The sequence below is a fragment of the Ruegeria sp. N10 genome, from assembly GCF_056531545.1.
Genome location: NZ_JBQFLY010000001.1, coordinates 496131 through 510457, shown reverse-complemented (window position 1 = coordinate 510457; position 14327 = coordinate 496131). Strand labels below are relative to the sequence as shown.

At 56.1% G+C, this 14327-nt stretch carries 13 protein-coding genes; 6 read left to right on the top strand and 7 right to left on the bottom strand.

Going from position 1 to position 14327, the window contains the following annotated elements; translation table 11 throughout:
* Positions 1 to 23 precede the first annotated feature (23 nt).
* Together ACR0JI_RS02545 and ACR0JI_RS02540 are read right to left on the bottom strand one after the other, a co-directional pair.
* The gene (locus ACR0JI_RS02545) at positions 24 to 320 is read right to left on the bottom strand and encodes a virulence factor (protein WP_480493114.1); all 297 of its coding nucleotides are present in this window, start codon (positions 318 to 320) and stop codon (positions 24 to 26) included.
* A gap of 249 nt (positions 321 to 569) precedes the next feature.
* Positions 570 to 2456 (bottom strand): PhoX family protein, encoded by a 1887-nt coding sequence (locus ACR0JI_RS02540; RefSeq protein WP_480493113.1) that lies wholly within the window; start codon positions 2454 to 2456, stop codon positions 570 to 572.
* Positions 2457 to 2634: 178 nt separating this feature from the next.
* Between ACR0JI_RS02540 and ACR0JI_RS02535 the strand changes: the two genes are divergently transcribed.
* Both ACR0JI_RS02535 and ACR0JI_RS02530 read left to right on the top strand, forming a co-directional pair.
* Positions 2635 to 3747 carry a Ppx/GppA phosphatase family protein gene (locus ACR0JI_RS02535; RefSeq protein WP_209503859.1) on the top strand — a complete coding sequence of 371 codons (1113 nt, stop codon included), beginning with the start codon at positions 2635 to 2637 and terminating at the stop codon, positions 3745 to 3747.
* Positions 3747 to 4463: an RlmE family RNA methyltransferase gene (locus ACR0JI_RS02530; RefSeq protein ID WP_480493112.1), complete on the top strand. Its 717-nt coding sequence runs from the start codon at positions 3747 to 3749 to the stop codon at positions 4461 to 4463. Before ACR0JI_RS02535 ends, ACR0JI_RS02530 begins: the two co-directional genes overlap by 1 nt.
* Positions 4464 to 4465: 2 nt before the next feature.
* Here ACR0JI_RS02530 and ACR0JI_RS02525 read toward each other — a convergent pair whose 3' ends face one another.
* The 3 genes from ACR0JI_RS02525 to ACR0JI_RS02515 all read right to left on the bottom strand — a co-directional run bounded on the left by ACR0JI_RS02525 (position 4466) and on the right by ACR0JI_RS02515 (position 7509).
* Positions 4466 to 4657 (bottom strand): hypothetical protein, encoded by a 192-nt coding sequence (locus tag ACR0JI_RS02525; RefSeq protein ID WP_480472891.1) that lies wholly within the window; start codon positions 4655 to 4657, stop codon positions 4466 to 4468.
* A gap of 87 nt (positions 4658 to 4744) precedes the next feature.
* Positions 4745 to 6646 carry a multiheme c-type cytochrome gene (locus ACR0JI_RS02520; RefSeq protein ID WP_480493111.1) on the bottom strand — a complete coding sequence of 634 codons (1902 nt, stop codon included), beginning with the start codon at positions 6644 to 6646 and terminating at the stop codon, positions 4745 to 4747.
* Entirely contained in the window at positions 6643 to 7509 is an 867-nt protein-coding gene (locus ACR0JI_RS02515; protein ID WP_480472895.1) for a YihY/virulence factor BrkB family protein, read from the bottom strand. Before ACR0JI_RS02515 ends, ACR0JI_RS02520 begins: the two co-directional genes overlap by 4 nt.
* A gap of 171 nt (positions 7510 to 7680) precedes the next feature.
* On the opposite strand from ACR0JI_RS02515, the gene ACR0JI_RS02510 reads away from it, so the two are divergent.
* Positions 7681 to 8769: an AI-2E family transporter gene (locus ACR0JI_RS02510; protein ID WP_480472897.1), complete on the top strand. Its 1089-nt coding sequence runs from the start codon at positions 7681 to 7683 to the stop codon at positions 8767 to 8769.
* A 99-nt stretch (positions 8770 to 8868) separates the two neighbouring features.
* Here the strand turns inward: ACR0JI_RS02510 and ACR0JI_RS02505 are convergent, their stop codons facing one another.
* Positions 8869 to 9537 carry a Crp/Fnr family transcriptional regulator gene (locus ACR0JI_RS02505; protein WP_480472899.1) on the bottom strand — a complete coding sequence of 223 codons (669 nt, stop codon included), beginning with the start codon at positions 9535 to 9537 and terminating at the stop codon, positions 8869 to 8871.
* A gap of 206 nt (positions 9538 to 9743) precedes the next feature.
* Here ACR0JI_RS02505 and ACR0JI_RS02500 point away from each other — a divergent pair, with 206 nt between their 5' ends.
* The 3 genes from ACR0JI_RS02500 (at position 9744) to cls (ending at position 13866) form a co-directional block, all read left to right on the top strand.
* On the top strand, positions 9744 to 11363 hold the full coding sequence (locus ACR0JI_RS02500; RefSeq protein WP_480472901.1) for an arylsulfatase: 1620 nt from the start codon (positions 9744 to 9746) through the stop codon (positions 11361 to 11363).
* A gap of 94 nt (positions 11364 to 11457) precedes the next feature.
* Positions 11458 to 12429 (top strand): HAD family hydrolase, encoded by a 972-nt coding sequence (locus tag ACR0JI_RS02495; protein WP_480493110.1) that lies wholly within the window; start codon positions 11458 to 11460, stop codon positions 12427 to 12429.
* Positions 12430 to 12453: 24 nt separating this feature from the next.
* The gene (gene cls, locus ACR0JI_RS02490; protein WP_480472905.1) at positions 12454 to 13866 is read left to right on the top strand and encodes a cardiolipin synthase; all 1413 of its coding nucleotides are present in this window, start codon (positions 12454 to 12456) and stop codon (positions 13864 to 13866) included.
* Here the strand turns inward: cls and ACR0JI_RS02485 are convergent.
* A complete protein-coding gene (locus ACR0JI_RS02485; RefSeq protein ID WP_480472907.1) occupies positions 13863 to 14297 on the bottom strand; it encodes an ion channel in 435 nt (144 codons plus the stop codon). The genes cls and ACR0JI_RS02485 overlap by 4 nt on opposite strands.
* Positions 14298 to 14327 lie beyond the last annotated feature (30 nt).

Below are 14327 nucleotides of genomic sequence, written 5' to 3'. Positions count from 1 at the left end.
AGGCCTCCCATTAAGATCCGGGCTTATGCCCAACCGTCATTTGCGATCAGCGCTTTAATGCGGTCCTGATCGTATTCCTTTTCCAGACGCAGGGCCTCGGCCTCGGCTACTTCTGCCGGGTCGCCATCAACCACAAAAGGCTCGGCCTTGCGCCATTCAGCCAGATAGGCATCACTGTCCTTTGCGTTTACCTTCATGGCGGCGCGGTCGATGGCTTGCTCGAACCGTTCTTCCAGTTGCCGCTTCGCGCCGCGACGGCCTTTGCCGACGATGACCTGAGCGGGAATGTCGCGCCAGTACACGATGGTGACGTCAGGCATTACTGTGATTCCTCCTAACCCGATGGGCCGGTTCTAAACTTCAATGTGGGGATTGGTCGGTCGGTTTTCGACACCCGGCGCTTTTCAAGCGACCTTTTCGCCCACGGTGGCGTGGCGGGGTTTTAACCCGTCTCGCGGCAAAAACGCATACCAAAATTCTCATTGTCACTATGAGAGCATTGCATAATGAACAAAAAGCCCCGGACGGCATGACCCGCCCGAGGCTTGTTTCAACGCGTCTTGCCAAGGTTAACCGACCAACCCACCGTCTTCACGAGTAACCGCAATGATGGCTGAACGTGGAACCGAGTTACCACCGTCGGGCCAGTGGCTATTACCGTCTTCACCGGGGTGTTGAATACCAACAAACATGGTGCGGCGATCCGGCGACCAGCTGAGCCCAGTGATCTCACACTCGTTCGGGCCAACCAGAAAACGACGGATTTCACCGGTAACCGGGTCGCCTGCCAGCATCTGGTTGTTCCCCTGCCCTTCGAAGTCGCCCTCGTTGCTGTATTTGCCGTCGGTCTGGATCCACAGCAGGCCGTTGCTGTCAAACTTCAGACCGTCGGGCGAGTTGAACATGTTGTCGGCGTTGACATTGTCCGAACCGCCATACGCATCCTGATGCACGGTCGGGTTTCCGGCCAGTACATACAGGTCCCATTCGAAACCCGATGCGCCATGGTCTCCGCCTTCAGGGCGCCAGCGCACGATCTGACCGTATTTGTTCGCCTCGCGCGGATTCGGCCCGTTGACCGAAGTGTCGTCGCCACCGGCATTCGGTTTCACACCGCGGTTCTTGTTGTTGGTCAGGCAGCAATAGACCTCGGGCGCGTTCGGGTTGGCCGCAACCCATTCCGGGCGGTCCATGGTGGTCGCGCCAACAGCCGATGCTGCTTGCCGCGTATGGATGCAGATTTCGGCCTGCGACGTCATACCAGTTGTTTCGGGGGTCAGGTCCAGCCACTCACCAGTCCCGTCGTCGTTGAACTTTGCAACCGACAACGTACCGTTCTCAAGCAGCGCATGCGTGTCCACCCCAGCGGCATAAAAACCTTCCGAGACAAAGCGGTACAGGAACTCGCCCCGTTCATCATCACCCATGTAGACAACGACACGACCGTCATTGTTCACAATGGCCTCGGCGTTTTCGTGCTTGAACCGACCGAGCGCGGTCAGCTTACGAGGGGTCGAGGTTGGCTCGGTCGGATTGATTTCGACAACATAGCCTGCGCGGTTCGGTTCGTTAGGGTTTTTCGAGACGTCGAAACGCTCGTCAATTCCGGCCCATCCGTATCCCCAGTCCTTGGACGAAACGCCGTAGCGCTGAAGTTCGGCGCTGACCTCATGGTTTTCGTCCTCAGTCGAGAAGTAACCATTGAAATTCTCTTCACAGGCCAAATACGTCCCCCATGGGGTCATGCCATTACCACAGTTGTTCCAGGTGCCTTTACAGATGGTGCCTGTCGGATCGGCGGCAGTTTTCAGCAGATCATGGCCAGCGGCAGGCCCCGTCAATGACATGTCTGTCTGCGGCGTGATGCGGCGGTTATACGAGCTATCCTTGACGATGCCCCATTTGCCGTCGGTAACCGCAATCTCGACCACCGTCACACCATGCGCCATCATGCCTTTGGCGACATCGTCATCCGAGGCGGCTTTGGCGTCCGGGTTGTTGCCCCAAAGGATATCGCGATTGGTGTATTCGTTGTTCACGACCAGTAGAACGTGACCCTCGTGCAAAAACACATCCTGACCGTCGGTGTTATCACCAAATGCGCGCTCTTGGCTGGCAGCGGTTCCACGGGTGGCCGGATCAAATTCGGGCACATCAGACCAAAGCGGGTCGCCCCAGCGCACCATCACCTCGGCCTTGTAGCCCGGCGGCACGATGACGTCATCGGCAGTTGACGCCGGAATCGCCTCAAACGCAAATCGATCTGCGGCTGCGCGCGCACCAGTCGGAAGCAGCGACCCGCCCAAAGCCGTGAAACTTCCCACCGCCAATACGCCGCCCAGAAATCCACGACGTGACAGGGCACGTTCAACGACGCGGTCAAACTCACATTCCTCTGGGCGCGGGTTCACCATTTCATCGAATTCGTCAAAGGTCAGGACACGTTTATCTTTCATGGCAGGCTCCGTCTGCGGCTGATTGCGATCAAGAATCCCTCAACCGGGATCAAAGATCAAATCGCACCTCAGTATGAACGGCGTGTGACATCCAAGCCAAATTTGAAATGGAAATCGCTTGCACGTCGACGACGCCCCGCCTAGGGTCAAATCAACTCGAAAATCGGAGGGCGTTACGATGGCGCCCAAGCGTCCCAAAGGTGCGGGCGCGTTCCCGAAAGCGGTCGAAAGCCCCGCGCCGGCAAGACCCGATCCGGATGCCCTGTATGCGGCTCTGGATTTGGGAACAAATAGTTGCCGCATGTTAATAGCCCAGCCCAAGGGCAGCGGGTTTCATGTGGTTGACAGCTTCTCCAAGTCCGTGCAATTGGGCGCGGGTCTGGAACGCACCGGACGTCTGTCGCGGGCGTCGATGGCACGCACCGTCCAGGCGCTGAGAATCTGTCAACAAAAGCTGAAGCGGAACAAAGTAAAACGGATGCGTCTGATCGCAACCGAGGCCTGCCGCCGCGCTAAGAATTCCCGCGAATTCATCCGACAGGTCAAACGCGAAACCGGGCTGACGCTTGAAATCATCCAACCCGAAGAAGAAGCCCGTTTGGCGGTGATTTCATGCGCCCCGCTGGTGTCCACCAAGACCGAACAGCTGTTGGTTGTCGATATTGGCGGCGGTTCGACCGAGCTGGTCTGGATCGACATTTCGTCCGTCCCTCGCCGTGACCGCCCGGCTGCGATCATGCGTTTGCACAACGGGTTTCACACGGTCGACAGCCCTTTTCCGGCTGCAAAAGTTGTAGACTGGATCAGCGTACCGCTGGGTGTTGCCACGTTGCGGGATCAGTTCAATGACGTCGAAAACGACGCCGCTCGCTTTGCATTGATGAGCTGGTTTTTCGAAGAAAACCTGGCCGATTTCGCACCTTACAAAGATGAACAGACCCGCGAAGGTTTTCAGATCGTCGGCACCAGCGGAACTGTCACTACGGTTGCGGCATCGCATCTTGGCCTGAAGCGCTATGACCGGACCAAGGTTGACGGGCTGCGTATGACCAGTGATCAGATTGACAAAGTGATACGCGGGTATTTAGAACTCGGCCCTCATGGGCGCCGCCGGGATCCTCGGATTGGTGAAGACCGGCAGGCCCTGATCATGTCCGGCTCGGCCATTTTGCAGGCATTGTTGCGCTGCTGGCCCACTGATCGCCTTTCCGTGGCAGATCGGGGGCTACGCGAGGGCCTGCTTTATGCACAGATGAGCGCGGACGGGGTACTGGAAGACGGACCGTTCTGATGGCGAAGACACCAACTGGCAAAAACAACTCGGGGCGCGGTCAGCGTGACCTGAAGGTAAAGGTAAAAACCGCACGTGGTCGCAAGCTGAGTTCGACCCGCTGGCTCGAACGACAGCTGAACGATCCCTATGTCAAGCGCGCCCAGACCGAAGGATACCGGGGGCGGGCCGCGTATAAGATCATGGAGCTAGACGACAAGTTCCGCTTTCTCGTACCCGGAGCACGGGTTGTTGACTTGGGGTGCGCGCCCGGTGGCTGGTGCCAGGTTGCAGTCAAACGCGTAAACGCGCTTGGCGAAAAGTCAGGGAAACGGATCGGAACTGTGCTGGGCATCGACTTGCAGGAAGTCGAACCGGTTGCGGGTGCCGATACTCATGTGCTGGACTTCATGGAGGATGACGCCGACCAGAAGGTCAAGGACTGGCTGGGTGGCAAAGCGGATGTGGTGATGTCGGACATGGCAGCGGCGTCCTCGGGTCACAAGCAGACCGACCATCTTCGGATCATCGCACTGTGTGAAACTGCGGCCCATTTCGCGTTTGATGTGCTGGAAGAAGGTGGCACATTCGTAGCCAAGGTTCTTGCCGGCGGTGCCGAGGGCGAATTGCAAAAACTTCTGAAGCAGAAATTTCAGAAAGTGGCGCATGTGAAACCGCCCGCGTCCCGTTCGGACAGTTCGGAAAAATTCGTTGTTGCAACAGGGTTTCGCGGCTAAACTTAATCTTCCAATCGGATACGGTTCCCGGTCAGCCGTTGTTCGCGCAGCGACGTCGCGGCCATACCCTGCAACATCAGTGTATCCCCGTGCGAAACATATACAGGCTCGCGATTGCGCAGCTCTTCAATGCGCTGCGCCAGCGTAGCGGGGTTCGTCCCGGTTGCTTTCTGTCTTGTTGAATCCGCGGACATACATCACCTCAAAACAGCAAATCTGAAATGCTGTTAGCGTGAAATTTTGCCGTGAAGTTGGAACAAATCGGGCAAACCTGTGCCGGATCAGGGCCCCAGTTGTTGCAGCAATTGCAGCAAGGCCGGGTCATCGGGCAATCTGCCCAAGGCTTCTCGCAGGGCGATACGTGCGGCTTCCGGGCCGCGATTGATCTGTGCCAGCTGCACCACCATGGGCCACGCTTCGGCGCGCTGAGGATCCAGCGCTACAACCTCACGAAATGCCCGTTCGGCAGCCGGGGCGTTGCGCAGCGTCAAGGCCATCCCCCCCAGAACCAGATGTGTTTCCGGGGCATCCAGCCTGTTCGAGATCGCCGCCTGCCATTCGGCCATCCCCTGCTCGGTCAGATCCTGTTGCTGAGGTGTCAGGGCTTGAGGAGGGATACTCAGATACTCCTTGGCGGCGGCAATGCGAACGTTGCGAAACGGATCAGACAAAAGGGGTTCTAACCTTTGAGCACGATCCGTAGCGCTCGCCTGACGCTGCAAGGCTGCTGCATTTGCGCGTATCAGCGGATCGCCTTCCTGCAACAGTGGCGCTGTATACGCGGCAACCTCAAGCGAGCCAAAAGGTTGCAGCAGATACGCTGCTGTTGCCCGCACGATAGCGGGTTGCGAGGGGTCCGTTGCGACAGCAATCAAACCCTCTGGCGTGTTCAAATGGCCATCGGCAGCAGCTTTGAACACCGTGCCATAATGCGGGGCCCGATTGGCTGTGTCAGGAAACCAGCCTTTTATCCGGCTGGCAGCCCAGACCTGATCCTTATTCTGGTGGCAATCAGTGCAGGCATCAGCCCCCAATCCCAAATCCGGTCGCGGCACGCGAAAGCTGTGATCCCGGCGACCGTCCACGCCCATATATGTACGTTCGATCATGTGGCAGCTTTTGCACTGGGCACCCGCGCTATCCGTAACGTGATGATGGTGATTGGGTGTATCGTATTCCTGTTTCGCCAGCGTCGGGAAATCAGGGTTTCCGGCCGTGGAATGACATTGGGTACAAATACCGTTGCCTTCGGCCTTCAACTGCGCACTGTGTGGCTCGTGGCAGTTCATGCACCCGACCCCTCGGGCATACATTTTGGATTGCAGGAATGAGCCGTAAACGTAGACCTCATCCAGTATCTGCCCGTCTGGATGATACGAACCGGGCCGCAACACAGCCAGGTTATAGGCATCATGATACGAGGTTCCCGGCAAAGGGTTTCCGTTGCCATGTGCCTCGCGCCGCGAATGACACCCGGCGCATTGCTGGATCTCAGCCTCGGTCTGGCCTTTGCCCCAGCTCATCGAAAAGCCTGTATCACTCAGCCCCTCAGTAACGCTCTGCCCTTTGGTCCAATCGATATGAGCTGACCCCGGTCCATGGCAGGCCTCGCAGCCAACACCAATCTCGGCCTGTCGAGAAGAGTATGTTCTGGATTGCGCGTCGTAGTTCTTTTCAAACCCTGTGGCGTGACATTCGGCGCAGCGCGCGTTCCAGTTCTTGTAAGGGCCCGTCCAGTGCAGCCCGTCTTCTGGTGGCAGATCCTGATCGGGGTATAAGTGATACCAGCGCTTCTGCTCGGTATCCCAAACCACATCAAAGCTTTGCAACCGCCCCGGTTCGGTTTCAAACAGATATTGTTGCAGAGGTGCGAGTCCAACGACGGAATGCACATCATATGCCGTCGTCGCTCCGTCTTTTTCCGTTACACGAGCTGTGAACCTGTCTGCCTGTTTAGTAAATTCAACCGTCATCCCGTTCTGCACGAACCGGGTTCCATCGAAATCGGCGACCAGATGGCCGTCGCCAACTTCCGTCCAGGCCAAGGCATGATGAGACGAAGCCCATGCCTCGGCCTCGTGCTGATGGCAGTCTGAACACCGATCTGAGCCCACATATTCCAGTGACTGCGCCTGCCCTTCACTTGCGAGGGTTAAACAAGCCGCCAGAATGGCAAATCTCATGCCATATCTCCTTCAGCGGCGTTCCGAAGGTCGATCAATGCGCCGTTGTATTCAGCGCCAAGGATCAGCATCGCAGAACACAGATACAGGAAAATCAACGCGGCCATTGCCCCGGCCAAACCCGCATATGTGGCACTGTAGGTGGCGAACTGGCTGATATAGACTGAAAATGCCCATCCGCCAGCTGCCCACAAAACCAATGTCAGTATGACGCCGGGCAGGATCTGGGTCAGGCTGTGCCTGCGGGTTGGCAGAATTAGATGTGCCAGCAGGACAGTGCCTGCCGGAACGGCCACGGTAAACGTCCACCGCAGGCGATCTACGGACAGCCAGTCCGCTACCGGAGCTTCGGTATGCTCTGCCACCAGTTTCGTGTAGACTGGCAAGACCACCTCGACCGTTGCAATAACAAGGATTGCCGAACCGCCAAGGATAACCAGAACCAGACACAAAAGCCGGGTTTTCCAAAAAGGCCAACTGTCCTGATCGTGATAGGCCTGATTCATCGCTGCGCGTACTGCGGCAACCCCGTTGGAAGCAAAGTAGATCGCAAGCAGGCCACCCAGCGTAATCACGCCCGACCCGGCACCGGCCAGAACCGCACGCAATTCGGCCACGATCGGGTCCGCAACATCCTTGGGCCATGCCCCGAATAGCAGATCAATCAACTCATCAGTGACATAGTCCTGCGACAATGCCCCTGCCAGCGCCACGGTGAACAACACAAAGGGAAACAGGGCCATCATCAGCGACATGGCGACATGGCTGCTCATGACAGGTCCGTTTTTCCTGACGAACCGGCGAAGTGCCAGCCATAACGCCTGAAGCGGGCGGCCAAATGGGGGAATCGTGGGTTTTGTCATCCTGCAACCCTAACCCGCCGAAATAAAACACAGAACCCGTCATCGGTATCAAAGTGACAAAAGCCGGTCTGCAAACCGCTGACTGCATTGCTAAAACCGGAATGCAGGTGCAGGATTGGGCAAAGCGGGACGATCACTAGCCTGCTTAAGAACAGATAAACAGGATACTGAATGATCCCGGATCAGGAAGATTTCACGGCTCGCCCCAGGCTAAAACTGTCTGTTGTCCGCGACACCTGCATTATCGCGGCGCTGATGGTGCTGGGGCTTTATGCGGGAGCGAACTTCCTGATCCCGCTTGCCATGGCACTGCTGGTCAACGTTCTGATCATTGCGCTGAGCGACCGCGTCGTCGCGCTAACCCGCGCTCCAGTCTGGCTGGCAAATATCGCTGGTGTGACCATCGTTCTGGCGGGTTTGTTCATGATCATGTACGTGCTGGGCAGTCAGGCAACGCAGTTTGCACGGTCCGTCAGCACGTACGAAAACCAGTTCGACGGGGCGGTTGAGCGCATAACCGGTCTTGTCGGCAACGACGTCACCACTTTCATCCGCGACAATCTGGTCAGCATCGACATGACCTATGTCGCACGCCTGTTGCTGGGCAGCGCTACGTCCCTGCTGAACCAGTTCTTTCTGATCAGCCTCTATGTCGCGTTCCTGATGGCCGAGCGTCTGGCCTTTCGCAAGAAAATTCAACTTGCGGCTGGCGACCCCCAAACTGGCGCTGATTTTGCGACCATGCTTGATGCCATATCGATCAGCCTGCAACGATATGTTGGGGTTAAGACCCTGATCAGCCTGATCACAGCGGGCATCAGTTATTTTGTATTCAGGGCCCTTGGTTTGGAATATGCGGAAACCTGGGCCGTTTTGACCTTTGCTTTGAACTTCATTCCTTCGATCGGGTCGATCATAGCGGTGTTTTTTCCGGCCATGATCGCGCTTGTTCAGTTTGATACGATCGTTCCGTTTCTGATCATCTTATTTGGGTGCGGCACCCTTCAATTCCTGATCGGTAACTTCCTTGATCCGGCCATGCTGGGCCGCTCGCTGAACATGTCGACATTCCTTGTCATTCTGGCGCTGACATTCTGGACAACTGTCTGGGGCCTGATCGGCGCTTTCCTGAGCGTGCCACTGACGGTCTGTATTCTGATCGTGTTCAGCCACATCCCTGCTTTACGCCCGGTCGCGATCCTGATGTCTCTGGACGGCCAATTGGGCGAGGAGGACGGTCAGGCGCGTGCTAATAACTGAACTGCGGCGTGGCGTAGGCTTAAGTTCGTCGGGTGCCGTACACAGCGGCCAGCCTGTCTACGAATGTTGAACCGCATACCGGTGTCACGACCCGAAACCTCAGGTCTGACAACTGGCTATCAATGCGCCCCGATCCAGCAGTCGAACCCGGCCATACCCCAGTTCGATTAACCCCAAATCCACAAGCCGGTGAAGGTTCCTGTGCAAAGTCGGTTGCGATACAGCAATCATCGCCGCCAGATCGTCCTGGGAAACATCAATCCATCCATCGGTTTTCGAGGTCCCTTCGTCCAAGTGAAGCAACCTCAAGACCAGCCGCTTTTCCGTTCCCGTCACAGCCAGATTTGCCATGATGCGCAAAGCGGTCCGCATATTCTCATGCGTCAACGCATAGAAATCCCGGATGTAGTCAGGATTGTTCTGAATCAACCGCGAGATGCTTAAATTTGGGAAAAACAAGGCTTGAGTGGCTTGCGTCGTGATAACACTGACCAGACGCAGCGCACCTGCAAACAAAGCCAGATCGCCGATCCAGAACCCAGCGCCGTCGCGGTGAAGCACAAACTCCTGACCATCATCCGCTGGGGCCGTTATCTGCACACCACCGCTGAGAATCGCGTAGATACCATTTGCCGGATCACCATAGTGATACAGCGTCTCTCCCGCCTCTACCGATTTCGGTATGCCAAGGGCTGCCAAATCGGCCTGAAACTCTGACGAGCGTTCACTGAACCATCCGGTGTTTCGTAATAGCTTCAGATTATTCATTTTGTCTCACATTTGTACTTTGCGATATAATCATATGATGAGTTTCCGACGCAAGAAGTAACCTATGCTAATGGTGCTCGATTCCTGCTACCAAAGATTTTCAATATGGGAATCAACACTTTGCTGCCGCGTTGTTCATGCATTTGAACGCCGGGTGATTCATTTCCTTTGGGGTCCCCAAGATCCTCTCAGATCAGGAGCAAACCATGTTACCTCCACGTTCGCTATCCGGCACCTGGCGCAGTAACTTGCGCCGACTTGCCGTGGTAACCGCCACGTTGACACTGGCCATACCCGCCTGGGCGCAGAACCAGAAACCGAATATCCTTGTGATCTGGGGCGACGATGTTGGTCAGTCCAACATCTCGGCCTACACGCGGGGGTTGATGGGGTATCAGACACCCAATATCGACCGTATCGCCGAAGAAGGTATGATGTTCACGGATTACTACGGTGAACAGTCGTGCACGGCTGGGCGATCATCTTTCATCATGGGGCAATCCGTTTTCCGCACGGGCCTGTCCAAAGTTGGCCTGCCGGGCGCTGAGGAAGGCATGCAGATCGAAGACCCGACCATTGCGGGCCTTCTGAAAGCGGAAGGCTACGCCACGGGTCAGTTCGGAAAAAACCACCTGGGCGACCGGGATGAACATCTGCCGACAAACCACGGTTTTGACGAATTTTTTGGCAACCTCTACCATCTCAACGCCGAGGAAGAGCCGGAAAACATCGACTATCCCAATGATGCTGTTCTGCCCGATGGCAGAACCTTCCGACAAGCTTTTGGCCCGCGCGGTGTAATCAAGTCGACAGCGGGTGGCGAGATCGAGGATACCGGCCCGCTGACCAAGAAGCGTATGGAAACGGTCGACGATGAAACCGCGGCGGCTGCGATTGAATTCATCCGCAAACAAGAGGAAAGCGGCACGCCGTGGTTCGTCTGGTGGTCAGGCACCCGGATGCATTTCCGCACGCATGTTTCCGAAGAGAAATGGGCAAAGGCCAATGAAATCGTCGGCAAGCAGGTAGATGAGTATACGGCTGGCATGATCGAACATGATATGCATATTGGCGACTTCCTGACTGCGCTGGATGAGCTGGGCATCGCCGACAAAACCATCGTGTTTTACTCGACCGACAATGGTCCGCACATGAATACCTGGCCAGATGCCGCGATGACCCCGTTCTGGGGTGAAAAGAATACCCAATGGGAGGGCGCATGGCGCGTACCTGCCATGGTTCGGTGGCCCGGCAAGATTACCGAAGGCGCTGTGTCGAACGAGATCGTGCACCATATGGATTGGTTACCGACATTCCTGGCTGCAGCTGGCAACGAAACCGTGAAAGAAGAGCTTCTGGAAGGTGTCACCGTGGCCGAAGTTGGCGGCGGGCGTGACTATCGCGTGCATCTGGATGGCTACAACATCTTGCCGTTGCTGACCGGCGAAACAGACAAGAGTCCGCGCAGGGAAATCTTCTATTTCACGGACGATGGTGACCTTGCGGCACTGCGCTTCGGTGATTGGAAAATCACCTTCCTGGAACAGAAGGCATGGGCAACCTTGCGCGCCTGGATGGAGCCACTGACCCCTCTGCGCGTGCCATTGATCACCAACCTGCGACGCGACCCGTACGAGCGTGGCTACCGCACATCGAACACCTACTATGACTGGATGCTCGACCGTGCCTACATGCTGGTACCTGCGCAGGCCTATGTCGCGCAGTTCCTTGAAACCTTCAAGGAATACCCACCCCGACAGGAAGCGGCGAGCTTCAGCCTCGACAAAGTGATGGAGAAGTTGACGTCACCTCCGGGCGCACCGTGAACCTGGCTGTTTAATCCAAGACACAGCAAAGCCGGAGTCCCGATACCGGGGCCCCGGCCCTTCTCATTAGCGGTTGAAAATTGAGGAATAATCCGTGCGTCTATTTTTGATATTGTGCAGTGTGCTAGGAGCGACGGTCGCCATCGCTGACCCCTTGCCCTCATGGAACAATCTAGAATCCAAAGCGAAAATCGTTTTGTTTGTTGACGATGTAACCGACCCTGCCTCAGCTCATTACGTGACGCCTGATGATCGGATCGCCGTATTCGACAATGACGGAACGCTTTGGGCCGAACAGCCGGTGTATTTCCAGTTCCTTTTCGCCATGGATCGTCTGGCCGATCTGGCCAAGCGGGACCCGTCGATCCTGACAACTCCTGCTCTGGAAGCTGCTGCAAAGGGTGATCTAGCGACCGTTCTTGAAGGCGGGCATGAGGCGCTGATCGAAGTTGTCAACGCATCGCATTCTGGCACCAGCGTCGAAGAATTTCAGGCAGCTGTTGCGCAGTGGCTGGAAACCGAACGCCACCCCAACACCGGCCTTCGTTATGACCAGATGACCTATCAGCCGATGGTCGAGTTGCTGCGTTATCTACGTGACGAAGGTTTCAAGACCTACATCGTATCCGGCGGTGGCATTCATTTCATGCGCGTCTTTGCCGAGGATGCCTATGGTATCCCGCCGGAACAGATATTGGGGAGCTATGCAGACAGCACCTATAAGGTGATCGACGGCAACCCGACGATCATCAAGGCAACGGGGCTAGCCTTCATCGATGACAAAGAAGGCAAGCCGATCAATATCGAACGCACGATTGGCAGACGCCCTATTCTGGCCGCAGGCAACTCGGACGGAGATTTCGCTATGCTGGATTGGACAACGTCGGGTGATGGTCCGCGTTTGGGAATTCTGATCCACCACACGGACGCCGAACGCGAATGGGCTTATGACCGCGAAAGCCCGATCGGAAAGCTGGCAGATGGGCTGGATCGGGGTCCTGACAAGGGATGGATCATTGTCGATATGGCGCAAGACTGGTCACGCATCTACACTGGGGCAAACTAAACGGCCCGAAAGATGTAAGACCCCATGTGGACAGCACTGGTATCTATCTTTGTATTCACGTTGTACGTGGCTGCATTTGTGTTTTCGATCCGAGCGGCACAAACCGCGCGGACACCGCAAGGTGCCGTTGGTTGGGTGGTTTTTTTGGTTTCAGCCCCTTTCCTAGCGGTGCCGTTGTATCTTTTTCTGGGACACCATCGCTTTCACGGATATCGCATCGCGCGCCAGAAAAGTGAGCGGGTTGTTGAAGGGATCAAAACCTTTGCCGATTACTCAAGGCCCGATCCCTCCTCAATGTCCATCAATCCGCGCCCGTTCGAGTTTCTGGCGCATCTTCCTGTGTCCAGCGGAAACGGTGCCCGGCTACTGGTTGACGGGCAAGCCACATTCGACGCCATTTTCGACGCCATCGACAAGGCCAAGAACTATATCCTCATTCAGTTCTACATCATCAGAGACGACGCACTGGGCCGCAAACTGCAATCCAAGCTGATCGAGGCGACGAAACGTGGGGTTCACGTCCGTTTCATGACCGATGCAGTCGGCAGTTACGGATTGCCGCGCGCGTATCTGGATACCATGCGTGAAGCCGGAATTGATGTAGCCGACCCGCGTCAGCAACGCGGCCCAAATTTCCGGTTTCAGCTGAATTACCGAAACCATCGTAAAACTGTCATTATCGATGGCGAGACAGGCTTTATCGGTGGCCACAATGTTGGCGAGGAATATCTGGGCAAACATCCGCATTTCGGTCATTGGCGCGACACTCACATAATGATGTCCGGTCATGTCGTCCGGCAATTGCAGCTTATCTTCACTGAAGATTGGCATTGGGCGCATAACGAAGACCTGATTGATGAACTTGACTGGGCGGGCAGTGAATCCGAACAGAACATGAATGCCCTGCTGGTCGCGACCGGACCCGGAGACGAAACCGAAACTGGCGCCATGATGTTTTTTGCAGCTATCGCCGAGGCAAAAGAACGGTTGTGGATTGCGTCGCCTTACTTCGTACCCGACATCGATGTCATGACAGCGCTGCAACATGCCGCGATGCGCGGTGTGGATGTGCGCATCCTTGTTCCTGACATGATCGACCATCGCCTGCCATGGCTGGCCGCGTTTGCCTATTTCGATGAAATCCGCGACTGTGGCGTGCGCGTATTCCGCTATACCGGCGGGTTCATGCATCAAAAGGCGTTCGTTGTCGACGATACGCTGGCCGCTGTTGGAACAACAAACCTCGACAACCGATCCTTCCGCCTCAACTTCGAAGCAATGGCGCTGTTCTTTGATGCCCGGGCTGCCCAGGCCGTCGACCAGATGCTACAAGAAGATTTCGAAACCAGTTTCGAATTGACCCGTAGGTTGCGTCAACAACCGGCCCACATCCGCTTTGGTGCGCCGCTGGCACGGTTGTTTGCACCGATCCTTTAGGAAAAGAACTTCTCCTGAAAAACGCGGGTCATCAATGCGACCAGATACGCGGTCGACAATCCAAACGCCAACAGCCCGGTGACCGAAGCAAACGAGCCGAAAATGCGCAGCCCTTCACCCAAAACGATGTCGCCGTATCCGAGCGTCGTAAACGTCACCAACGAGAAATAGATGGCCGAGTTCCAGTCCGGCAGAACATTTAGCAACACCCAGACGATAGCCCAGATCCAGACCTGAATGGTGTGCGTTGCGATAATGAAGCCCAAGGCAACGGCAATCGGCCCCGCGGTTGCCACAAACACCCCGCGTGTGACCCATTTTTTGTCCATCTTGATAATGGACATCGTGCACCAGGTCAGAAAGAGAATCTCGATCAGGATGCAAATACCCAGAAAGGTACTGCCCCAAACGATCTGATGCAGCAACGTCATGTATTTACACCCTGATTTTCGGCCACGAAC